Source organism: Pseudoalteromonas rubra (assembly GCF_000967655.1).
Taxonomy (GTDB): domain Bacteria; phylum Pseudomonadota; class Gammaproteobacteria; order Enterobacterales; family Alteromonadaceae; genus Pseudoalteromonas; species Pseudoalteromonas rubra_A.
Genome location: NZ_JXYA01000053.1, coordinates 13435 through 35631 on the forward strand (window position 1 = coordinate 13435; position 22197 = coordinate 35631).

At 47.5% G+C, this 22197-nt stretch carries 18 protein-coding genes and 5 tRNA genes; 7 read left to right on the plus strand and 16 right to left on the minus strand.

What is annotated here, in order from left to right; all coding sequences use genetic code 11:
* From rsxA to TW77_RS19815, 6 genes are all read right to left on the minus strand, one after another.
* On the minus strand, positions 1 to 582 hold the full coding sequence (rsxA, locus tag TW77_RS19790; protein ID WP_010386487.1) for an electron transport complex subunit RsxA: 582 nt from the start codon (positions 580 to 582) through the stop codon (positions 1 to 3).
* 172 nt (positions 583 to 754) lie between these two features.
* Positions 755 to 2698 carry an EAL domain-containing protein gene (locus TW77_RS19795; RefSeq protein WP_046006704.1) on the minus strand — a complete coding sequence of 648 codons (1944 nt, stop codon included), beginning with the start codon at positions 2696 to 2698 and terminating at the stop codon, positions 755 to 757.
* Between the two features lie 195 nt (positions 2699 to 2893).
* Positions 2894 to 2970, minus strand: a tRNA-Asn gene (locus tag TW77_RS19800).
* A gap of 20 nt (positions 2971 to 2990) precedes the next feature.
* Positions 2991 to 3067 (minus strand) — tRNA-Asn (locus TW77_RS19805).
* Between the two features lie 32 nt (positions 3068 to 3099).
* Positions 3100 to 3176 (minus strand) — tRNA-Asn (locus tag TW77_RS19810).
* A 20-nt stretch (positions 3177 to 3196) separates the two neighbouring features.
* Positions 3197 to 3273, minus strand: a tRNA-Asn gene (locus TW77_RS19815).
* A 1133-nt stretch (positions 3274 to 4406) separates the two neighbouring features.
* Here TW77_RS19815 and TW77_RS19820 point away from each other — a divergent pair.
* Both TW77_RS19820 and uvrB read left to right on the plus strand, forming a co-directional pair.
* On the plus strand, positions 4407 to 5792 hold the full coding sequence (locus TW77_RS19820; protein WP_046006705.1) for an MATE family efflux transporter: 1386 nt from the start codon (positions 4407 to 4409) through the stop codon (positions 5790 to 5792).
* Positions 5789 to 7801, plus strand: coding sequence for an excinuclease ABC subunit UvrB (uvrB, locus tag TW77_RS19825; RefSeq protein ID WP_046006706.1), 2013 nt, complete (start codon positions 5789 to 5791; stop codon positions 7799 to 7801). Before TW77_RS19820 ends, uvrB begins: the two co-directional genes overlap by 4 nt.
* 50 nt (positions 7802 to 7851) lie before the next feature.
* Here uvrB and TW77_RS19830 read toward each other — a convergent pair whose 3' ends face one another.
* Entirely contained in the window at positions 7852 to 8448 is a 597-nt protein-coding gene (locus TW77_RS19830; protein WP_046006707.1) for a porin family protein, read from the minus strand.
* 122 nt (positions 8449 to 8570) lie between these two features.
* Positions 8571 to 9413: a LysR family transcriptional regulator gene (locus TW77_RS19835; protein WP_046006708.1), complete on the minus strand. Its 843-nt coding sequence runs from the start codon at positions 9411 to 9413 to the stop codon at positions 8571 to 8573.
* A 109-nt stretch (positions 9414 to 9522) separates the two neighbouring features.
* On the opposite strand from TW77_RS19835, the gene TW77_RS19840 reads away from it, so the two are divergent.
* Together TW77_RS19840 and TW77_RS19845 are read left to right on the plus strand one after the other, a co-directional pair.
* Positions 9523 to 10179: a glutathione S-transferase family protein gene (locus tag TW77_RS19840; protein ID WP_046006709.1), complete on the plus strand. Its 657-nt coding sequence runs from the start codon at positions 9523 to 9525 to the stop codon at positions 10177 to 10179.
* A 99-nt stretch (positions 10180 to 10278) separates the two neighbouring features.
* Positions 10279 to 10749, plus strand: a complete 471-nt coding sequence (locus TW77_RS19845) for a GNAT family N-acetyltransferase (protein ID WP_046006710.1) — start codon at positions 10279 to 10281, stop codon at positions 10747 to 10749.
* A gap of 1 nt (position 10750) precedes the next feature.
* On the opposite strand, the gene TW77_RS19850 is transcribed toward TW77_RS19845, so the two are convergent.
* The 5 genes from TW77_RS19850 to TW77_RS19870 all read right to left on the minus strand — a co-directional run bounded on the left by TW77_RS19850 (position 10751) and on the right by TW77_RS19870 (position 17478).
* Positions 10751 to 11956 (minus strand): iron-containing alcohol dehydrogenase, encoded by a 1206-nt coding sequence (locus TW77_RS19850; protein WP_046006711.1) that lies wholly within the window; start codon positions 11954 to 11956, stop codon positions 10751 to 10753.
* A gap of 321 nt (positions 11957 to 12277) precedes the next feature.
* Complete coding sequence (locus TW77_RS19855) at positions 12278 to 12637, minus strand: hypothetical protein (protein ID WP_046006712.1); 360 nt, start codon at positions 12635 to 12637, stop codon at positions 12278 to 12280.
* Between the two features lie 208 nt (positions 12638 to 12845).
* The gene (locus TW77_RS19860) at positions 12846 to 13601 is read right to left on the minus strand and encodes a YdcF family protein (RefSeq protein WP_240479523.1); all 756 of its coding nucleotides are present in this window, start codon (positions 13599 to 13601) and stop codon (positions 12846 to 12848) included.
* Between the two features lie 93 nt (positions 13602 to 13694).
* Entirely contained in the window at positions 13695 to 14582 is an 888-nt protein-coding gene (locus TW77_RS19865; RefSeq protein WP_046006718.1) for a LysR substrate-binding domain-containing protein, read from the minus strand.
* A 502-nt stretch (positions 14583 to 15084) separates the two neighbouring features.
* Positions 15085 to 17478 carry an EAL domain-containing protein gene (locus TW77_RS19870; protein ID WP_205623891.1) on the minus strand — a complete coding sequence of 798 codons (2394 nt, stop codon included), beginning with the start codon at positions 17476 to 17478 and terminating at the stop codon, positions 15085 to 15087.
* 211 nt (positions 17479 to 17689) lie between these two features.
* Between TW77_RS19870 and pyrC the strand changes: the two genes are divergently transcribed.
* Positions 17690 to 18733: a dihydroorotase gene (pyrC, locus tag TW77_RS19875; protein WP_046006714.1), complete on the plus strand. Its 1044-nt coding sequence runs from the start codon at positions 17690 to 17692 to the stop codon at positions 18731 to 18733.
* Positions 18734 to 18818: 85 nt separating this feature from the next.
* Here pyrC and TW77_RS19880 read toward each other — a convergent pair whose 3' ends face one another.
* Entirely contained in the window at positions 18819 to 19550 is a 732-nt protein-coding gene (locus tag TW77_RS19880) for a substrate-binding periplasmic protein (RefSeq protein WP_071211956.1), read from the minus strand.
* Positions 19551 to 19880: 330 nt separating this feature from the next.
* Between TW77_RS19880 and TW77_RS19885 the strand changes: the two genes are divergently transcribed.
* Positions 19881 to 20195, plus strand: coding sequence for an FHA domain-containing protein (locus TW77_RS19885; protein WP_046006715.1), 315 nt, complete (start codon positions 19881 to 19883; stop codon positions 20193 to 20195).
* A gap of 4 nt (positions 20196 to 20199) precedes the next feature.
* On the opposite strand, the gene TW77_RS19890 is transcribed toward TW77_RS19885, so the two are convergent.
* Together TW77_RS19890 and folD are read right to left on the minus strand one after the other, a co-directional pair.
* Entirely contained in the window at positions 20200 to 20751 is a 552-nt protein-coding gene (locus TW77_RS19890; protein WP_046006716.1) for a GNAT family N-acetyltransferase, read from the minus strand.
* Positions 20752 to 20884: 133 nt separating this feature from the next.
* Positions 20885 to 21739: a bifunctional methylenetetrahydrofolate dehydrogenase/methenyltetrahydrofolate cyclohydrolase FolD gene (gene folD / locus TW77_RS19895; protein ID WP_046006717.1), complete on the minus strand. Its 855-nt coding sequence runs from the start codon at positions 21737 to 21739 to the stop codon at positions 20885 to 20887.
* A 381-nt stretch (positions 21740 to 22120) separates the two neighbouring features.
* Between folD and TW77_RS19900 the strand changes: the two genes are divergently transcribed.
* A tRNA-Pro gene (locus TW77_RS19900) sits at positions 22121 to 22197 on the plus strand.

Consider the following 22197-nt stretch of genomic DNA (forward strand, 5'->3'; position numbering starts at 1 on the left):
TCAGAACTTCACCAATCCAGAAAAACCCATAAAGGCCAGTGACATTAGACCGGCTGTGATCATGGCTATTGAAGCGCCCTTAAACGGCGCAGGCACATCTGCGACGGCCAGTCGCTCTCGCAGGGCGGCAAATAAGACCAGTACTAATGAAAAACCTACCGCAGCACCAAAGCCGTACACAGCGGAACCGATAAAAGTGTGGTCATTTTTGATATTAAGTAGCGCAACCCCTAATACCGCACAGTTAGTAGTGATAAGCGGCAAAAAGATCCCAAGTAAGCGATACAGGGTGGGGCTGGTTTTACGTACCACCATCTCTGTAAACTGCACCACAACGGCAATCACCAGAATAAAGCTCATGGTACGTAAAAAGGTGAGGTCCAGGGGCAATAAAATATACTGATTGACCAGATAACTGGTCACGGATGCCAGCGTCAGAACAAAGGTTGTTGCAAGTGACATACCAATGGCGGTTTCGAGTTTACCCGAGACACCCATAAATGGGCACAAGCCGAGGAATTGCACCAATACAAAGTTATTTACCAGCACTGTGCCAATAAGCAACAGAATATACTCTGTCATGCTTGCCCCTTAGTGTGAATGAATTTACAGAGAACCAGAATAGACTGAGAATTCTAACAATTTCGGGCCAGAGATCACAGTATTTAGCCAGGGGAGGGAGGGGAAAGTTTGTTAAAAATGGCTAGTAAAGTTGACAATAGGGCGACAGGTTCGCCCTATTGTCATCAGAGTATTAAATTTCTTTTGGTTTTTCGATGTAATAACCCTGCACGCCGTCCAGGCATAGGGTTTCAACAATGTGCTTTTCTTCCTGGCTTTCGACCCCTTCGGCAAACACACTGACCCCAATGCGGTGCGCCAGGTCGACCATCAGTCGCATAAAGTACTGGTTGTTTTTGTCTTCTTCCAGGCCGCGAGTGTAGCTGGCATCCATCTTAATAAAATCGGGTTTCAGGTCGCGGAAGAACTTGAAGGAGGTGAGTCCAACACCAAAGCGCTCCACGGTGATCCGGGCGCCAACCCGATGCACCATGTCGATAAAGCGCTTACTGGCTTTAATATTCTGCTGCAAGCCGAATTCGCTGACTTCAAAGATAAGCTTAGACGACAGATTAGCTTCTTTTAGCAGTCGACGCTCAAGCCAGATAACAAACTGATCACTGTGGGCACTGGATGCAGTCACATTGATACCAAAGAATTTTTCATTGAAATTACGCGACTTAATCATCTCGATTGAGGTGTCGATAATAAGCTGGTCGATTTCTACCGCCATTTCCAGTTTTTCGGCCATCGCCAGGAATGAGGCGGTTGGCAGCATCTGTCCGTCTTCGGTTTTAAAACGTGCCTGTATTTCAGCGTAGGCTTTGACATTTTTGCCAATCGGCATGATGTTCTGCATCATCAGCATCACGCGGCGGCTTTCTATCACTTCACGGATAACACGTCGCCAGTTTTGATTACCAAATCCGGCACCGACATTGTTGACCAGATCTGTTTCGCGCTGCAGGTGCCAGGCGTTGGCTTGTTTGCTTTGCGCCATACTCATGGCGTTATCCACAACCGACAACAACTCGCCCAATGGCTTACCCGATTCGTAAGGCACAATACCGGTATTGGCAACTGAGCTCAGCTCCTGGTTTTGCTGATACTGAGTAAACCTGGCTTGCAAGGTTTCGCCAAAGCGTTCAGCTTCTTTGGACGGGATATTCGGTAAAATAACGGCAAAGTCTGAGCTATTAAGGCGGAATACCTGGCTGCCTGTGTAAGTACCGCTGACATGTTTGACGATGTCTGCAATGCCTTTGATATACAAGTCGCCTTTTTGGTAGCCCCGGGTCTGGTTGATCATTTGCAGCTCACTGCAACGTATCATTGCCAGCGAACCAAAACTCTTGTCGCTGGCCGACTCAATTTGGTGCTCGTAATATTCAACAAACATATTGCGGTTACCAAGACCGGTCACCACATCTTTATAGGCTTCTTGTTTAATAGACTGAGCCGCTGACTTAATGTCTTCCTGCTTGCTCTTTAAAAAGTGTGCCAGTCGGTTGAAAGAGGGCGCCAGTTCAGCGCCCAACTCAGCGACTTTATTGGTATTAAAATCCTGATCTATGCTTTCTGAGACCTGATTTTGAGTAATGTAGATGTCAACGGCATCGGCAACGGTCATACTCACATTACGATTAAGCTTACGATAAATGGTCTTCATATAGAAGATGGGTATAAAGGCCATCAATGCTGAAATGATGATCATAAAAATCATCGCTTGTTGCAGCAATTGCGCCTGGCTCTGCACATTGATCAGAAACTCAATCTTAATGTCTTTACTTTTATTCACCGCAAATTGTGGCCGAACCGAATTCATCGCATTGGCAATCACGCCTGCCAAAACCGGCATTTCGCTCTGGGTGTTAATATTCAGTACGGTTTGTCCGGCAAAATCGCGGACTATAAAGGAGGAGAATACATTGCCACTGCCCAAAGATAAGCGTATGTGCTCGGGCGTGACATCCGCCATGGTTTTTTCCTGAATGTAGTTACTCACCATGCTTTGTGCATTTTGTTGAGCTCTGCTGACGGCATTATCAAAGCTGCTTGCGACCAAGAAGCTACCAAGCGCAGAAAAAACAATCCAGGAAATGAGCTGGAGAAATATGAGTTTTTTAAAACCTGCCATTGTTATTCATCTACCTGAAATTGGGATTAAATTCCGTTCGTCGACTGACTTGCATGAGCAGCTTTTTTGAGGAGTGAAATAGCCGCCTAGAATGCCTGTAGGGTAGAGCATTCATGATAAAAAGTCTAATATATTCGAACAATTGCCAAAGTGAGATAAAGAGAGATTAGATAAGTTTGATGAAGCGCAGAGAGTTGGCTCCCCCTCCCCGACTCGAACGGGGGACCTGCGGATTAACAGTCCGTCGCTCTAACCAACTGAGCTAAGGGGGAACAAATAAGATGACTCAAAATGGCTCCCCCTCCCCGACTCGAACGGGGGACCTGCGGATTAACAGTCCGTCGCTCTAACCAACTGAGCTAAGGGGGAACTTCTTGAGTAAAAACGATGAGCCAAAAAAGTGGCTCCCCCTCCCCGACTCGAACGGGGGACCTGCGGATTAACAGTCCGTCGCTCTAACCAACTGAGCTAAGGGGGAATCGTTTATCATTGAAAGATTGGCTCCCCCTCCCCGACTCGAACGGGGGACCTGCGGATTAACAGTCCGTCGCTCTAACCAACTGAGCTAAGGGGGAAGCATGTCTCTCAACGGGGCGAAATATTAATGACCGCTTGGCAAGGTGTCAACAATAAAAATCATTGAATTGTAAAAAAGCGGTTCGTTCGTTGAATTAATGCGCGATTTGCCCCTTTTTTAGCTGACTTTAAAGCCCTTCGGGGTGCTGGGCATTAGACTGACGGCGTGTGTGGCAGAACTGGAAAAGTTACGAAATGTATATTTTTTAGTGCTTATGTCTTATTTTTGTTCGAAGCGTGGCTTTTTTGCACTTTCTCTGTGATCAATCATGATTCTGCTGTGCGATCCGAGAAAGATCCCAGTGAAGATCGAATAACAATCCAGTGTAATTGGAATTTATTGCACAAAAATTACTCAATATATACAGATTTATTGCATATATATGTTAGTTAATATGGCAACTTCTTTTTTATCAAATGGTTATCATGCTTTTGGCTCCGTTACCCCAAATTTGCAATATTCTAATATTGGTCTACCAACACAAGATCAGGCTGTGAATTGCAGTCTGATCCCTGCTTGGCGGGTGAAGGATCGGCGCCAATAACGAGATCCTTTGTGTGGATCTTAGTCTAGGCCTTTATTTTTAAAGGCTGAGATAAGTTATCCACCGAATCTGTGGATAACATTGTTTATTAAACTTTAAAAAGTGCTACAAAGCCATATATTCCGGGGCATAGCGACGATGCAAGTATTTTGATGAAAAATAATTAGTTGCTATAAATCAATGCGTTATAAAAATTGCACCATACTGGGAGGAGAAATGACCAATATGACGAATTTATTTCGCATGAGCACCAATAATGTGCAAAAAGTAACCCGACTCAGCTTGCAGTACGATAAAAAACCGACTTTTTCCTAAATATGTTTGAGTTGGCGTGAAATACCCCAATAAAACAATTTTTAACGCCGTGCCAGAGCCTCGATAGCACAACAAGCTTAGTTTGCGTATGTTTTGCGCGATACGTGGTATGGCGAGAAAGTGCTGGTAAGTCTAAATCATCGCACAGCGCTATGATGCGCTACCTATGTTATGCATCTTGTATCAGGTATGTACACGCCATCGGTTTAATTAAGTGCATCACAGAGGGTGATCCTTTAGAATACTCGCTTCCAAATGAGGTAAAACAAACTATGTCCGCAGTTCGTCAATCAAATACCGGCAGTGATATTCTCAATGGGTCTATAGCGGCTACGCTCAGGCGTATGACCGTGCCCATGATTTTTGGCATGATCACGCTGATGAGTTTTAACTTAGTCGATACCTTCTTTATTAGCTTGCTTGGTACCGAGCCGCTGGCTGCGGTGAGTTTTACCTTTCCTGTTACTTTTACGGTGATCAGCCTGGCAATAGGCCTTGGTATCGGCACGTCGGCGGTAATCGCAAAAGCACTGGGTGCCAATAACATGGAAGAAGCAAAGTTTGATGGGTTTGTCGCTTTGCTGGTGTCTGCGCTGATGGTGGCTATCTTGTCTGCTGCAGGTTACGCATTGATTGAACCTATTTTTACCTTGCTGGGTGCCGGCCCACAGACCATGCCGTATATTTATGACTATATTTCTATCTGGTTTGCAGGTGCCGTCTTTTTGATTATGCCAATGATAGGTAACTCTATCCTCAGAGCCAGCGGCGACACCAAAACGCCAAGCCTGATCATGGGGTTGGGTGGGCTTATTAATGCCATTTTGGATCCCTTACTTATTTTTGGCTATGGACCGTTTCCTGAGTTGGGCGTGAAAGGCGCGGCAATCGCCAGTGTCATTGCCTGGAGCGTCGGTGTGGTGTTTATTCTATACTTATTAGCAGTAAAGAAGCGCTTACTACAGATATCAAGTCCGCAGCAAAGCATTAGTCAGGCGACCAGTAAAATATTAAAAATAGGTTTACCTGCTGCCGGGGCAAATATGCTTACGCCAATCGCGATGGCGGTGATGACCGCGATTATTGCAACCTATGGCGCTGAAGCTGTGGCGGCGTTTGGGGTAGGCAGCCGTATCGAATCGATTGCCAGCCTGGTGGTGTTGGCATTGTCTATGACCTTACCGCCTTTTGTGAGTCAAAACTTCGGTGCGCAGAAGTATCAGCGCGTTGAAGATGCATACCGCACGACACTGAAGTTTGTAATGGCCTGGCAGTTCGGTATCTATATTGTGCTTATTGCGGCATCGCATTGGATCAGCGTGGCATTTGGCGATGAACCTCAGGTGGTCGACATTATTAAGCTATTCATTTATACCTTGCCACTGAGTTATGGTTTGCAAGGGGTGATCATTCTTACCAACTCATCCTTTAATGCGTTACACAAGCCGATGCGGGCTTTGGTTTTAAGCGTTGTGCGCTTGTTTGTGTTTTACGTCCCTTGTGCTTATCTGGGGTCTCACATTGCTGGCATTCATGGGCTGTTTATTGGCGCCGCAATTGGTAACCTGTTTACGGCAATGTTGGCGTATAAATGGTTTATGAGCACTTTAGGTGCGATGCAAGTAAGTCAACCTCAATCAGAGGAGAAAACGGTATGAGTGATGTCTTTGACCTGGTATCCGAGTTTTCACCCAGTGGCGATCAGCCCACCGCTATCGCACAATTGTGCGATGGGCTGGAAGCCGGCCTGGCGCATCAGACCTTACTGGGCGCGACCGGTACAGGTAAAACCTTTACCATGGCCAATATTATTCATACGTTAAATCGGCCAACCATTATTATGGCGCACAATAAAACGCTGGCCGCACAGTTATACGGAGAGATGAAAGAGTTTTTCCCCAATAACGCGGTGGAGTATTTTGTTTCTTACTATGACTATTATCAGCCCGAAGCCTATGTGGTTGCCAGCGACACCTTCATCGAAAAAGATGCCTCAATCAATGAGCATATTGAACAGATGCGTTTGTCTGCGACAAAAGCTTTGCTGGAACGCCGGGATACCATCATAGTTGCGTCTGTATCTGCCATTTATGGTTTGGGCGACCCCGACTCATACATGAAAATGATGTTGTTGCTCAAAGTGGGCGAAACCATGGAGCAGCGGGCCATGCTCAGACGCCTGGCTGAACTGCAATATACCCGCAATGATATGGACTTTAGTCGCGGTACTTATCGGGTGAGGGGAGAAGTGATCGATATCTTCCCGGCAGAATCGGATACTTATGCTATCCGGGTGGAAATGTTCGATGAAGAAATCGAGCGCATCAGTATGTTTGATCCCCTGACCGGCGCGGTCGAAAAGCATTTAGTGCGTGCAACCATTTACCCCAAAACTCACTATGTAACGCCGCGCGAAAAAATTCTCGACGCGATAGAAAACATCAAGCAGGAACTCAAAGAGCGCCGCAACAAGTTACTGGCCGACAACCGCCTGGTCGAAGAGCAGCGGGTGGCGCAGCGCACGCAATACGACATTGAAATGATGACCGAGCTGGGTTATTGCTCGGGCATTGAAAACTACAGCCGTTATTTGTCAGGCCGTGCACCGGGTGAGCCGCCGCCAACATTACTGGATTACTTGCCAGATGATGCATTGATGATCATAGATGAATCTCATGTGACCGTGTCGCAGATAGGCGCCATGTACAAGGGCGACCGCAGTCGTAAAGAGAACCTGGTGGAATACGGCTTCAGGTTACCGTCTGCAATGGACAACCGGCCTTTGAAATTTGAAGAATTTGAAGCGATTGCGCCGCAAACCATCTATGTGTCAGCTACGCCAGGCGACTATGAACTAGAACGCTCAAGTGGCGAGGTCGCTGAGCAGGTTATTCGCCCGACAGGGCTGCTTGATCCCGAGCTAGAAGTGCGCCCCGTTGCCACGCAGGTCGACGACTTGCTGTCTGAAATCTACCGCCGGGTTGAGCTGCAGGAGCGGGTGCTGGTAACCACGCTGACGAAACGCATGGCGGAAGACTTGACCGATTACCTCAATGATCATGATGTCCGGGTACGCTATCTACATTCGGATATTGATACTGTGGAACGGGTGGAAATTATCCGCGATCTGCGCAAAGGCGTGTTTGACGTGTTGGTCGGCATCAACCTGTTACGTGAAGGGCTCGATATGCCCGAAGTCTCTTTGGTTGCTATTTTGGATGCGGATAAGGAAGGCTTTTTACGCTCGGCCCGTTCATTGATCCAGACCATTGGCCGGGCAGCCCGACACATCAATGGTAAAGCCATTCTGTATGGTGATGTGATCACTAAATCCATGCGAAAGGCAATTGATGAAACGGAGCGACGCCGGGCTATTCAGCATGCCTACAATGAGAAACACGGCCAGAAACCGCAGGCTCTGGTGAAGAAGATCACTGATGTGATGGACCTGGGCGAGGAAGTGTCGGCTGAACAGGCTGCAGCGACATCGAAAGCTGCGAGAAAGCCATCGGCTGCTAAGCAGAATCAAAGTGTGACTGAACTGACCGAGCAGATAAAACAGCTTGAGACGCAGATGATGCAATATGCCCGAGAGTTAGAGTTTGAAAAAGCGGCTGCTATTCGGGATGAGGTACATCTGTTGCAGCAGCAATTGCTAAAGAGCTAGTGCTACTTGCGAAAAGCGCAGCCACTGGCTGCGCTTTTCGTTTCTTAATCTTAGAAGCGGTAGCTGATACCAACACCTAAGCTAGAGGCATCAAGGTCACCCATGTCCATGTATTGAATGGCTGCGTTAACAGACAGGCCGTTATCCCAGTCGTACTGCCAGCCAGCTTCGGCTAAAAAGCTGACACCATCTTCTTCAGCCATAGTTTTACCTTTGTAGCCAATTTCGTAATCATAGTAGTGCGCGCCAACCTTACCGTATAAGTAGTTATTGTCGGTGAGCTGGTACTGGCCTTTTACCGCAAGTACCAGGTTGTCATAATCCAACTCGTTTGCACCGATTTCAAATAGCGCTTTGTCATTGCGAGTACAGGTAAATTTATCGTCGTTGTCGTCCCTACATTTCCAGTCATCGGCTTCCATACCTGTGTTGATACCTGCTTCCAATGCCCAGGTAGAATCATATTGATAGTTATAGTAAGCATAAACATGCGTTACGCCATCACCATCCTGATCTGAGCTTTTATATGAGGCACTGCCGCCAAAGAGTTGGGCGCCGACACGGTGTTGTTCATCCTGCTGAGCAGCCTGAGTTGCAAAAGAGGCTGAAACTGCAAAAACAAGTGAGAGGAGAGAGAAAGATTTCATTGCTGTCATTCCGTTTGATTAACTTGCCGACAAGTGTATGCAGACGCCTTGTGAGAGTCTGTTTGAGGCGTGTCATAAAATGTAAGCGCATGTAGAGTGGCTGTAAGCAACTATGAATATGCTCAGTCAGGGAGGTCGATGGCGTTACCGGTTGCATCACAGATAGCGCGTAAGTCCTCTTCTCTAATCGGATTAGCAGCGGCGTTACTGCGGATCAGCACTATTTCGATAGCCGGCAGGGCGGGTAAATCCGAGCGGCTAATAATTGGCAGGCCCCGTGCGCTACTTTTCGCCAGAGCACCCACTGCCAAGCCCGCTTTAACCAGAGCGCGCAAAGCAGAAGCACTCCCGCAGTTAGCGATTACTTTAAATGGCCGCTCCTGTTTCATTAATCCTTCGATGGCGGCCTGATGGAAACGACAGTCTCGCTGGAATATGGCCAGTGGCAAACTGGGATCGGGGTGGAAGCTGCCAACCCAGACGCCTTGATCATGATAGAGTAATACCCCTTCCTCAGAATCCGGACTGCGGGTGATCACAGCTAAATCTAACTCGCCCCGGTCCAGCGCATCTTTGATCCGGTTGCTGGACATACAGTGAATGTCCAGTTCCAGATTTGGCCAATGTCGATGCAGTTGGCTTACTAGCCTGGGCAAAATTGCATCGGCGTAATCGTCTGGGCAGCCAAGCCTGAGTAAGGTTGTTCCCTCATTGCGCCGCATATGGGCCAGCGTGTCATCGTGTAACCGCACCAGCTGTCGGGCGTAGCGCATCAAAGTGTGTCCATCCTGAGTCAGATGTAGTTTTCGCCCGGACTTTTCAAACAAGGGCCTGCCTACTTCCTGCTGGAGCTTTTTCATCTGCATGCTGATGGCCGATTGAGTGCGATACAGCTGGCTGGCAGCCCGGGTAAAACTGCCATTTTCGACACAGGCGATGAAACTACGCAGAGAGTCTATATCCATATCTATAAGGAATGTTGATGTTTGATATCAGAATTATCCGCTGGTTTGAGCTGATAAAGCAACCTAAAGTAATGCTAACTAAAAATGTATCACTGAACTGAGGCGCGTTATGAAACTCTATATCGGGAATAAAAATTACTCTACCTGGTCGCTGAGAGCTTGGCTACTTATTGAAAAGTATAAACTAAATTTTGAAGAGGTGGCACTCAAGTTAGAAACACCCGCCTTCTATCAAGTCTTGTCTGAGCTCAGCCCCACACAGAAAGTCCCTTTACTAGTGGATGGTGATTTGGTCGTCTGGGAATCTTTGGCTATCTGTGAATATATCAATGAAGCTTATCTTTGCGGACAGGCTTGGCCTTGCTGCCCTAAATTACGGGCCAGAGCGCGGGCGTTGAGTGCACAAATGCACAGTGGCTTTTTGGCACTCAGGGCTGAAATGCCAATGAATATCAGAGCACAGCGGCGTGTAGAGTTATCCCCAGCTGCCCAGAAAGACATAGCGCGTATTGCTCAGATCTGGCGTCAGCAGTTGACAGAATTTGGCGCTCAGGAAGGGTGGCTATTTGGCGGCTGGAGCATTGTTGATGCGATGTTTGCACCTGTTGTGATGCGCTTTATCAGCTATGGTGTGGAGTTAGGTCCTTTGGAAAAAGCGTATATGGAAAAAGTCCTTGCCTGCCCGGCGATACAAAAGTGGCGTGCTGAAGCATTACTGGAAAAGGACATAGTGGAAAGTGATGAAGCGGGTGTACCATACCCCTAATCTCAGTCACTTTTTGTCAGTTGGGGGTTATTTGCATATTGCCTCCTTAATTGAGTAGTACACTTATTTTTGTGTATTACTCAATAATGGAAGTACCTCATGCTTACCCCCGTTGATGCCAACAATCTGCCTGTTTATCTCAATCTGGCACAGGCTTATGAAGCCGAATTTTCTGTCCTGACTGATAAAGCCCCTGGGACTGATGGCCTGTTTGCACTGGATACTGTGTTAGAAGGCAGTGTGACAGGTTATCTCTGGTATGACGGTGAAACGCCAGTAGGGTTGGCGGCGATATCGCGGCATGGAGAGAGTGAGTTTGAGGTGTGTGAGTTTTACATTGTGCCGCGTTATCGTAAAGCGGGGCTGGGTGCCCGATTTGCCCGGGCTATCTGGGATAAATTGCCCGGATTTTGGACCATTAAGCAGATCGCTGGTGCTGAGTATGCAACGCAATTCTGGCGCCGCGCCATTGCGACAGCTGGTATAGCGAAGATGACTGAAGATACCTATCTGGATCCATATTGGGGGACTGTGACCCGTCAGCAGTTTCACTACAATACCTGCACGTGAGTCATGAAGAGCAGGCCCGGATCTGTGTCAGTATATTCTGGCAATCCGGTAGTGCCATAAAGTGCGGCACCGGGTAATCGGGGTGTGCCTCATCGAGCGCCATGACCGCCAGAGACTGAATGTCGTCACTCAGTACTTCAGTGAGTTGGGTTTGAATATTTAGCTGTGCCAGTAGCTGGGTAATATGGGCAATAAGATCCTGCGCTTGTTGTTCGACGGGGTAATCCAGTGAGGTCAGGCTGCAATGGCGGGCAATCATGGCTAATTGACGGTGTATCCTGCTGCCGTACCAGTGCAAAACAGGCAACAGCAAAACGGCGTTGGCCAGACCGTGCGGGGTGCCGTACCTGGCTGTAAGCTGATGCGAAATGGCATGAATATAACCCACGGAGGTTCGGGTGAACGCCTGTCCGGCTAGAAAGGAGGCATAGAGCAGTTTTTCCCTCGCTTTTTGGTCCTGACCATTATGGTAGGCCGTGGGTAAGTGAGCAAATATCAGCGAACAAGCTTCGAGTGCTCTGTCATTCGTAAGCTTGGTAGCGTTAATGCTTAAAATCGCTTCAATGGCATGTGTCAGAGCATCGATGGCTGTGGTTGCTGTGATCCCACCAGGCAGCGAGGTGGTAAGCTGGCTGAGCAAAACTGCACGTTGTGGCACCAGACAAAAGTCTGCTGCCGCGAGCTTTTTACCCTGTTTCTCATCGTTAAATACCGCCGCGACCGTGGTTTCTGAGCCTGTGCCGGCTGTCGTTGGTATCGCAATGTTTGGTGGCAGTGTTTTAAGCACCTTAAAAAGCCCTGAAAACGTCTCCACTGCGCGTTTTGGCTTGACGACACGGGCACCAATTAATTTTGCTGCATCCAGCACAGAGCCACCACCAACACTCACGATTGCCACACAGTGGTGTTGGTTGTATACCTGATAGCCCTGTTCAATGTTCTTGATTGTCGGGTTAGGCTGCACCTGATCATAAACTACGGGGCTTAGGTTTTGGGCGTAAAGCGCGGTAAGTACGGGTTGGATTATGCCACGCTCATTGAGCACCTTATCTGTAACAACCAGAACCTGAGCATCATCGGGTAAAGACAGGTCTGCTATAGCATCCTTCAGCCCCTGGGTGCCTTGGTATAACTGTGGTTCCGGAATACCGATAAATCTGACTATCGATTTTAAAACAAAGTGGTAGCAACGATAGAGTAAGTGCATGACTGTACAGGCTCGCTTGGTTGTTTATTGCACAGAAGCATAGCCGAAAGTACCAATGATTGAAAAAGTTTTTATACCAATTTGCTTAATTAAGTGTTCTATTTTGAGGCGAGAAAATATGTTCGATAACCAGGCAAAAATTTGCGAACTCATACCTTAGGTAAAGGTTCTAAATGAGAAATTTTTAACACAGTTAGCGTCATATTTGCTCCGTCAAATTGAACAGGTATTAAGTGAAATTGGTATTAATAGTAGGTGATTGTATTTACGATGTTTTGGGAGGTGTATGAGTCAGCGAGTGCTGACTCATATGAAAGGCAATTAGACAACGCCACGCGGCAGGCGGCAGTCATGGTCCTTTTCAGCCAGCTCGATGATCCAAGCTTCTTCTGCGGTATAGCCATCGTCATTGGCTTTAACAACCGTGAATGGCGCTGCTTTTTTAACAGCAGGCGCTGCGGCCTTCTTTGTTGCTTTTTTCTTTGGCGCAGGTTGTTCTGTCGCGGCTGTCCCTGAAGTTAGCTCTTCGGTCAAAGCTGCTACATCTGCCAGACGCATATTTTTACCACCGTCAATGCTGTACCAGCCTGGCTTAGTGGTGATCTCTGGCTTTTTGCCGTGGGCTGCTTCATATGCGGCTTCAAATGCACTTAAAACTTCAGTTTTATCTAGTTTACTCATCGTAAATCCCAGTCGTGTTATACGCGGATACGCAGGTTAAGATTAAACGATATTTATACCTATTTTTGAGGTATTTTTCAATTTTTTGCGTTTTTAAGCTCTGATTCATCGCAAATCAGTACCTGCTTGAGTGTGCTATGTGCGACTTTTGCACTAATTTATACCAATTTGCCCCTTCAAATTAAACCGCTATTAAGTGACATGGGTATTAGAGCGCCTGCGGGTCTAACATTCGACGTAGCAAAATCCACTGTTGCCCCAGTGCTTCATGCGCGTAGGTGGTTACCGCTTTTAATACGGATGCACTGGCAATAAAGCGTCGGTAGCCCTGTGAGTTTGCATAGCTATAAAACTGCACAGGGGCTGCAAGGGTATCTATGCCCTGAGCAGAAAATAAATCCTGTGCGCGTGCCATATGGCTGGCAGAGGTGATCAGTGCCACTTTACTGTCAACCAGTCTGGTTGCGAGCAACAATGCTTCTTCGGCTGTATCCCGGGCTTGTGGATTTTGGATAATCTTAGCTGTCGGAACCCCCAGTGAGATTGCGGTGCTAGCCATCAGCGCACTACTGGTCGTTTTGTTGTATCCGGCGCCAGAGACAACCAGCTGAGCCTCTGGATAGCGCTTTATTAGTCTGAGCCCCTCGGTGAGGCGAGACAGAGCGCACCCAGAGAGTTGTAGATTAGCTGTTAGCCGGGGAGCCGGGTGCAGGCCACACCCGAGCACAACGATGTAGTTTATATCTTTATGTTTGTTCACTGCCAATGGACTCAACTTCGCCTCTGTAGGGCTTATCAGTTTGTCAGCAACAAAAGGTGTGCTGACAGCCCACAGGCCTACCACGAGCAGCCAGCTCATCAGGTAGGATTTACGGTGTGTTTTAGCAATAAACAATAAGCAGAGCGCAAGCAGTAGTAGCGTCACCGGTAAGGGCATTAACAGTGAGCCAATTACCTTTTTCATCTCAAACATCACAAGTTGTCCGTTTACTTAGTTTGCGCTTAGTTTACCCCTATTGTCAGGCAATTGCGTTACGTAAATCTACAGATTTGTAACTTAGCGTGCGACAGACTGCTTGCAGGTGTTTAGAAAGTGCCTGTACACCGGGTTGTCTTTCATGTTCTTTTTCATTGCCAGGTACATAGGGCGGCTTAAACCAAGCGCACCCAGAGGGATGGACTTGATCAGTCCCTGACTTTCGTAGGGCGTAACCAGCCAGTCAGGCAACGCAGCAACTCCCATTCCGGCACTGACCAACTGAAAAATCAATAGCCCCTGATCGACCGTTTTCAGTGTGCCGTCAAAGCGGGCATTTTGAATAAAGTGTTTAAATATATCCTGGCGCTCTTTAGGAATTGGATAAGAAATGATGGTTTCGTCTTTGAGATCAAGTGCCGTAACATAGGCTTTTTTAGCCAGCTCGTGATCTGGCGCGACAATTAGTTTCAGTTTAAAGTCGAAGATATGGGCATACTCAACCTGATCTGGTTCGCGAATATCAGAAGTCAGGACCAGGTCGAGTTCATCACTGAGCAACTCCGGAATAGCATCGTAGCTAAAGCCACGTTCGTAATCGACTTTGATGTCAGGCCAGAAGTTATTGAACTCTTTAATGGTTGGCAGTAACCAGTGGAAACAGGCGTGGCATTCAACACTGAGTCGTAGGTGTGAGATGGGTTGATTCAGGCTTTCTTTGAGGCGGCACTTGGTTGCTTCAACTTTGGGTAGTACATCATTGGCCAGCTCCAGCAACAACATACCCTGGGGCGTAAATCGCACGGGCTGGGTCTTGCGCTCAAATAACTGACAATCCAGTTTATTTTCCAGATCTTTGATTTGGTGAGAGAGTGCTGACTGAGTTAGGAATAACTCACGCGCCGTGTTGACCAGTGATCCGGTTTCTTTCAGGGTCGCTATGGTTTTTAAGTGCTTTATATCTATCATCATCAACAAATCTCATTCTAAACGTGAGTAAAACTCAGATTACACCCATATTACGCTGTGAACCCTAGCTATTCAACGTCTAGACGTCTATAAATCCAGCAGCGATTGACTAAATATTTACAAAATTACTATAGCACTATTTTTGACAGCGTTGTCATTCTTTATTTGACTTTTTTTCAAAAAATTACAATTTAATTTTACTCAAGTTGTTCTCAAGGCGCTACTGAGGCAAAAAGTTTAGTTCTGTTAACTTGGAAACTTCGATGAGAGCGCTGCAGGGAACAAGCTGATCTACTGTATTTCGCAAAACAGTTAGCACATAGAGTGAGTAGTTACACTTTACCAGTGGATTGGGTGCAAAGCCGCTTGACTGAGTATAAGTGATGGAGCACCTTCGGTTACTCGCGCTGTTAGTTCTTAATTGGGCTGCTAAAGAAGTTAAGCTGGAGTTGTAAGGCAAGCGCATTGAGCTGAGCAAGCTAATGCGCTTTAACTACTTGCATTACGCCAAAGTGGGGGCGGTTGCGAGTTTAATCTGCTCCGTTTGTAAAAAGGCCATAGCCTGTGCTGCTTTTAGCGGGCGGGAAACCAAAAACCCTTGCCCATACTGGCACGCTTTGGTGCTGAGTAACTGAAACTGCTGCGAGGTTTCTATGCCTTCGGCGACTACTTCCAGATCCAGGGATTTTGCCAGCGATAAAATGGCATCAACCAGCGGGTTTTCTTCATCTGTTAACTGACTAATAAAACTCTTATCGATTTTTAGTACGTGGATGGGTAGCTGATGCAGGTATCCCAGCGCAGAGTAGCCGGTGCCAAAATCATCCAGGTAGAGTTTTACGCCGTAAGGAGACAAGCCGTTGATGACTTTGGTGGCCAGGTTGAGGTTTTCAATCAGACCCGATTCTGTAATTTCAAGGCTGAGCGCGCCCTGGCTTAAGCCATAGTTGCGATACAAGGAGGCTATTTGATCGACAAACTCCAGGCTAGCAAAATGGCGAGATGACACATTGACCGTCAGACAGATATTGCCAGCCCCGGCATCCTGCCACTGCGCAATTTGTTTTGCCGCCAGTTCAAGCAAATGTAAATCAAGTTCTATGATCTGGCCTGTTTGCTCGGCGATGGGAATAAAGTCATCTGGCGTGACCAGCCCATTTTTGGGGTGATGCCAGCGTACCAGAGACTCAAAGCTGACCACCCTGGGCTGAGTTAGCGAAAAAATTGGTTGATAATACAGCTCAAACTCACCATTTTTAATGCCGTTTTGTAGGTCGTTTTCTATGTCGGCTTGTTGCTTGAGCTTTTTACGCATTTCATTATTGAAATATCGGATCTGACTGCGTCCAGCTGATTTGGCTTCATACATGGCGGCATCCGCTTGCTGAAGTAGGGTAATGGCATTGTCTGAGTCGCTGGAGGTAAACGCAACCCCGATGCTGCTGGAGGCTTGTAACAAATGGCCATCGATTTGAATGGGCTTGGCAATGGCGCCGGTGATCCGCACCAGCGCCTGTTCAACTTGTTGCTTGTCGCTAATGTTTTCCATAAAAATGGCGAACTCATCGCCGCCCAGACGCGCAAAGGTATCTGTTTTGCGGATACTGGCCTTAATAAGTCCAACAATGGCCACCAAAAAATGGTCGCCAACATCATGCCCCAGCGCGTCATTAATGCTTTTGAATCGGTCCAGATCAAGATACAGCAGGCAGTGCTGACGTTCAGGCTGACTTCTACCCAACGATAAAATAGCGTGTTTAATGCGCTCCAGCATCAGATAGCGGTTTGCCAGGCCTGTCAGGTCGTCATGCAGTGCCCGGTGCTCCAGTGCCTGACGGGCAAGACGTCTGTCTATGGCCATACTAAGCTGGCGGCTGATGTAGGTCAAAATAGCTTTATGATGCTGACTAAAAGCCCGGTCGTTGTCGTAGCTTTGCAGCACCACTACGCCTTGATACTGATCGTTGACAACGAAGGGTACACCAAGCCATGAGCGAGGCGAGCGGCCAACCATTTTGAAGTTTTGCTTCTTAATATGAGTCAGAAATTGCTGGTGGTCGCACAATAAAGGCTGTTGTTGTTTGATAATATAATAGGACGCCGTGTGTTTTATTTGCTCTTTGGAGACTTTCTGGTGCGCGCTGCATTTCACCCCTGCCTCTATCAGGTAATCGATCTCCAGAACATCCTGCTGGGTATCGTACAGCCCAATAAAGCAGTTCTCCGCCGGGAGCTGCGAGCAGATGATGCTATAAAGCTCATCATAAAAAGCTTCCAGATTACGCGACTGATAGGTGATATTGGCGATTTTTAATAGGCACGTTTCCAGTTGTTGTGCCTGGTGTAGTTGCTCTACCGTTGCCTTGAGGTGATCCAGTGTACGAACCTGATGGATTTTGGCGCTGAGTAAATGTGCCACCGTAGAGAGGATCTGCAAATGCGCCTGGGTGAAGTAATCCGCCTCCGGATGCTCACAGTCAATAACACCCAGCAATGTATTTTCATATACCAAGGGTACGCACAGCTCTGAGAGCGCAGGCCGGGCATCGGCAATATACATAGGTTCCAGCGCCACGTTGCCAGAAATAAACGGTTGTTTGGTTCGTGCAACATGTCCTGTGATCCCCGCTGCAATGGGGATTTTCTGTTGGCTTACCTGGTGGCTGATGTCTTTGTGTGCCACGCCCATACTGGCGACCACATCGAGAAACTGGCCTGCCGGATCACTAAGATAAATAACGCAATCCACGAATCCCAGCTTGCTCACAACCTGACTGGTAACATACTCAAAGAGTTCATCGAGATGTGTGATTTGTAGTAGTGACGATGAAAACTGGTTAATGATGCTTAACTGTTCGGTTTTTGATTCTAGTTTTGCTTCTGACAGTATTGGCATGACACAGGCCTGATTACTTAATCTTCTACTATGTTAACGCTCTTAAATGATGCGTTACAGTCAATGTTGCAATTAAATTGCTATTGGCTGTAAACCTGATGACACTTTTACTACATATTTGGGTACAAGTAGGGGGCTGATTGGGCTTAAAAACTTTACTAACTAGCTGGCTCAGCCTATGATCGGGCAAATTCAGTAGTGGGAAAGAGCAATGACAAGTAAACAGACCTTAACAATCACTCGTCCGGACGATTGGCATGTGCATCTTCGCGATGGTGCGGTACTCGTTGATACAGTGCGCGATATCAGTCGCTATATGGGGCGGGCCATCATTATGCCTAATCTGGTGCCACCGGCAACTTGTACACAAAGTGCGTTGGCATATCGTGAGCGAATCCTTGCTGCAAAGCCAAACGGGCAATTTGAGCCTTTAATGGTATTGTATTTGACCGACAACACCAGTGCTGAAGAGATCCGTGCGGCGCAGGCCAGTGGCCATATTGTCGCTGCGAAGTTATATCCTGCGGGCGCAACCACCAATTCGGATTCCGGTGTAACCGACGTTGAAAACATCTACCCAATCCTGGAAGTGATGCAGGAAGTCGGTATGCTGTTACTGGTGCATGGTGAGGTGACCGATTCTTCGATAGATATTTTCGACCGTGAAAAGGTGTTTATCGATACTAAGCTCAGAAAAGTGGTCGATGCGTTTCCTAAGCTGAAAATCGTGCTTGAGCACATTACCACGCAAGATGCCGTTGAGTTCGTTGAATCAGCACCAGACAATGTTGCTGCTACCATTACTGCGCACCACTTGCTGTATAATCGCAATCACATGCTGGCCGGTGGTATTCGTCCACATTACTACTGCCTGCCAATTCTCAAGCGTAATACCCATCAGCAGGCATTATTGCGAGCGGCAACCAGCGGTAGCAAAAAGTTCTTCCTGGGTACTGACTCTGCTCCTCATGCCAAAGATAAAAAAGAAGCTGCCTGTGGTTGTGCCGGTGCTTACACCGCCCATGCCGCCATTGAGTTGTATGCAGAGGCGTTTGAAGAAGCCGGCGCACTGGATAAGCTTGAGGGCTTTGCCAGTCACTTTGGTGCGGATTTTTACGGATTGCCGCGCAATACCGATACCATCACTCTGGAAAAAAGCAGCTGGCAAGTGCCAGAATCTTATCCGCTCGGAGACACTCAGGTTGTGCCAATCAAAGCAGGTGCCAGCATCGACTGGCAGGTTGTTGCTGAGTAAGCATTAGAACAGATATATCAAGGCAGCCTTAGCTGCTTTTTTGTGCAATTTGATGCTACTCAAAGGTAACTTCCGCTCGATTTAGTCAGGGGTGGGTCGCTTTTTGTAAAACCGTATTTAAGGCCTCATCCATTTTTGCGATAAAGTCAGCTTTGTACGGGTATTTTCCTTCGTAGCCCTTCAGGTAGCCAATATGAGCGCTGCGGCTCAGTACTATGCGATCTTCAACAAATGATTGGGCACTTAAGCCGGGCAATTGGTCTTGCAGATCGCTGATCCCAATCAAGGTCGAGAGCCTGTCGTTGATGTAGCAGTCGACTCGCTTTTTATACAGCTTGATGATGTTGGCGCGGGTATTCTTGTTTTCCCAGACAATAATACGTCCGGTTTTTCTTGCCTCTTTGAGCGCATCGTCCAGTATCAAAAAGCCTGCATTTAACCCGATGTTAATGGGCGCAAGCTCACCATCACGTTGCATGATATTTTGTAAAGTGATGCCAGGGTTGCAAAACGCCACGACTTCTTCTTGTTTCAGTGCAACCGAGTAAGGCCAGATATAAGGGCGTGTATCAAGATGGATATACGGCGGCATCAGTGCGAACGCTTCACCCTGTTCGAGCGCTGCAACACCTCTTTTCCAAGGAATAGGGCGTAACTCAACTAGGTATTCTTCTTTGATGAGCTTGGCGGCTTCCAGAATGAGCGTCGGATAAATGCCGACCAGTTTACCATCCTGAACATAAGAGTAGGGCGGATAGCTGTCGTCAGCCAAAATAGTGACTGGTATCGGGCTTGCAGCACGCACTAGACTACTCATAAAAATGCTTAACCACACCAGCAGGCGTAACACTTGCGTACAACCAGAATACTCGCGATGCAGGCACCTGCATTGATTTGCCTTAACTACTTCTGACACGGCTGTATTTCCAGAGGGAACCCTGTTTTAACTGTAGATAATATCTGTTCAGATGCCAGTATTGAGTAGCTTTACATGGTTATTACCGAAAGCTTTGTGTGGTGTAAGGTGGCGTAATGTCATCATTATTAAGTAACGATTACAATCTCATGCCCAACAGTTGGGTATTTCTTCTTCCGGGATACGCACTGTTGCAAGATTCGACGTCAGGACACTCAGATAGGCACAGGCATGGCACATCTTTTATTAGCACAAACCAATGATCACATCCTTCTTAAACCCCTTCACCGTTTTGGTCGAGCACAGGACGAGGTCGACACTCAGGTGTTTGGGATAGAAATCTCGCGCCACCACGCTGTGATTGTCTGGACAGGCGAGCAATGGATGCTCAAAGACATCAGTAAAAATGGCGTATTTGTAAACCAGGTCAAGATATCACCTGAAGTAGATACCGTGCTTAGCCTGGGTGATGTGATCACTTTTTCTGATTTACACCCTCACAGCTTTGTTGTGAGTTCTTTGGCCCCGCCGAAACAATCTGGCTGATGAATTAAAGCTTGCGGCCCATGACAACAAATTGTATGTCGGGAAATAAAATACCAGGCTGAGGCGGCAGCAGCACCTCAAAGTGGTGCACCTGCATCGCTGCAACCCGTGAAACAGGGCAATCTAGCACAAGATATCTGCAACCCAGCTCTTTAGCCAGCTGCAAGCGTGCCTTAATGAGCTGGGTCGCTAACCCTTGGCTTCGCCACTGCGTAGCGACGGCAAGTCTTCCCCAGGTGGCCAATGGGGTAGTCAATTGGCTGCTCAGCGATTGGTAAAGTTGTTGCTCCGGTAAATGAGCCAGATCCGTACACAGGTTCATTCTGGCTGTTGCGATAATATTGCCCTGATGTTTTGCCAGCCAGATATATGCTTTATCATCTGCGCCCTCAAGCCAGGAATCGGGTGTCGTACAATGATGGACCGTTTGTCCTTGCTCGCGCCATATTGTGCTCCGAAACTGGCCCAGTCTGAGCTTGTCTGCATCACTCAATGTGCCCGGGGTATACCGTTGCAGAGAATAGGCTTTTAATTGCGGTTGGGTGAACGCTGTCATCATGATCCTTAATATGATAGCAATAGCCGCACAATACTAGCTCATATTTGAGAACATGCCAGATTTTGTTCGCGATTGAGATAAAGAGAAAAGAGAGGAGCAGCAGGCGCAGTGTGCACCTGCTTTGAAGACTTTAACTATGATAGTTTTCGCAGGCTTCGAGTGTGTTCTCAATCAGACTTGCAACTGTCATTGGTCCAACACCACCGGGTACTGGCGTGATGAAGCTGGCACGTTGCTCGGCAACATCATATTGTACATCGCCGACCAGCTTGCCAGACTCTAGTCGGTTAATGCCGACATCGATGACCATGGCACCTTCTTTAATCCAGTCACCCGGAATAAATTCCGGTTTACCAACGGCAACGACCAGTAGATCGGCGCGGCGCACATGCGCTTCAAGATCTTGGGTAAATTTGTGACAAACGGTTGTCGTACAGCCAGCGAGCAGCAACTCGAGTGACATTGGGCGACCAACAATATTAGATGCACCCACAACAACGGCATGCATACCTTTATACCTTACGCCGGTTGAATCGAGTAAGGTAATGATCCCTTTGGGTGTGCACGGGCGCAGTGCTGGCATACGTTGTGCCAGGCGTCCGACGTTATAAGGGTGGAAACCATCAACATCTTTGTGTGGATGGATACGCTCCAGCACTTTCTCTGCATCTAGCCCCTCTGGTAAAGGTAACTGGACTAGGATACCGTCAACGCTTGGATCCTGATTGAGCGTGTCCACCAACTCCAGCAATTGCTCCTCACTTGTGTCTGCAGGTAGATCATATGACTTAGATACGAAGCCGACTTCCTCACACGCCTTACGCTTTGAGCCGACATATACCTGGCTGGCGGGGTCCTGGCCAACCAGTACAACTGCTAGTCCTGGTGCTCTGAGCCCCTGATTGATCCGCGCTGCAACGCGGTTGGCTACGGTACTGCGAACTTGTTTCGCAATGACTTTACCGTCGATGATGTTTGCCGTCATGACTGACCTTTAAATTTAAGGGTTAATTACTTGAACGATTATAGAGTGTATTAAAGGGGGTACTCTATTTATTAGTGGCATATGAGTTATTGAAATCAGCACTAAGCATGATAGGACAAAACTCAAAAAGCCGTCACTATTTTCTCAAAAATCCCCTGAATAGCCAAGCTGGATCCGTCGCCGGGCGCCTTTATTACCACTGAAGCTAAAGAAATTGCTGGAAAACCAATCGTTTTGTTATATTAATTAAACGTTTTGCAGTAAAAATAGTCAGTTGACATGATTTCTAAAAAAAATGTTTGACCTCATCCGGGCAAATCACTATTATGCACCCCGTTGTCAACGAGGGGCTCGCAAGAGAAACTCTGAAATAACAAATGTCGGCGATTAGCGCAGCTTGGTAGCGCACTTGGTTTGGGTCCAAGGGGTCGCAGGTTCAAATCCTGCATCGCCGACCA

Bases quoted from the DNA above. Each gene is read 5' to 3' on its own strand.
- rsxA (WP_010386487.1), bottom strand. From the start codon at position 582: ATGACAGAGTATATTCTGTTGCTTATTGGCACAGTGCTGGTAAATAAC.
- TW77_RS19795 (WP_046006704.1), bottom strand. From the start codon at position 2,698: ATGGCAGGTTTTAAAAAACTCATATTTCTCCAGCTCATTTCCTGGATT.
- TW77_RS19820 (WP_046006705.1), top strand. From the start codon at position 4,407: ATGTCCGCAGTTCGTCAATCAAATACCGGCAGTGATATTCTCAATGGG.
- uvrB (WP_046006706.1), top strand. From the start codon at position 5,789: ATGAGTGATGTCTTTGACCTGGTATCCGAGTTTTCACCCAGTGGCGAT.
- TW77_RS19830 (WP_046006707.1), bottom strand. From the start codon at position 8,448: ATGAAATCTTTCTCTCTCCTCTCACTTGTTTTTGCAGTTTCAGCCTCT.
- TW77_RS19835 (WP_046006708.1), bottom strand. From the start codon at position 9,413: ATGGATATAGACTCTCTGCGTAGTTTCATCGCCTGTGTCGAAAATGGC.
- TW77_RS19840 (WP_046006709.1), top strand. From the start codon at position 9,523: ATGAAACTCTATATCGGGAATAAAAATTACTCTACCTGGTCGCTGAGA.
- TW77_RS19845 (WP_046006710.1), top strand. From the start codon at position 10,279: ATGCTTACCCCCGTTGATGCCAACAATCTGCCTGTTTATCTCAATCTG.
- TW77_RS19850 (WP_046006711.1), bottom strand. From the start codon at position 11,956: ATGCACTTACTCTATCGTTGCTACCACTTTGTTTTAAAATCGATAGTC.
- TW77_RS19855 (WP_046006712.1), bottom strand. From the start codon at position 12,637: ATGAGTAAACTAGATAAAACTGAAGTTTTAAGTGCATTTGAAGCCGCA.
- TW77_RS19860 (WP_240479523.1), bottom strand. From the start codon at position 13,601: ATGAAAAAGGTAATTGGCTCACTGTTAATGCCCTTACCGGTGACGCTA.
- TW77_RS19865 (WP_046006718.1), bottom strand. From the start codon at position 14,582: ATGATAGATATAAAGCACTTAAAAACCATAGCGACCCTGAAAGAAACC.
- TW77_RS19870 (WP_205623891.1), bottom strand. From the start codon at position 17,478: ATGCCAATACTGTCAGAAGCAAAACTAGAATCAAAAACCGAACAGTTA.
- pyrC (WP_046006714.1), top strand. From the start codon at position 17,690: ATGACAAGTAAACAGACCTTAACAATCACTCGTCCGGACGATTGGCAT.
- TW77_RS19880 (WP_071211956.1), bottom strand. From the start codon at position 19,550: ATGAGTAGTCTAGTGCGTGCTGCAAGCCCGATACCAGTCACTATTTTG.
- TW77_RS19885 (WP_046006715.1), top strand. From the start codon at position 19,881: ATGGCACATCTTTTATTAGCACAAACCAATGATCACATCCTTCTTAAA.
- TW77_RS19890 (WP_046006716.1), bottom strand. From the start codon at position 20,751: ATGACAGCGTTCACCCAACCGCAATTAAAAGCCTATTCTCTGCAACGG.
- folD (WP_046006717.1), bottom strand. From the start codon at position 21,739: ATGACGGCAAACATCATCGACGGTAAAGTCATTGCGAAACAAGTTCGC.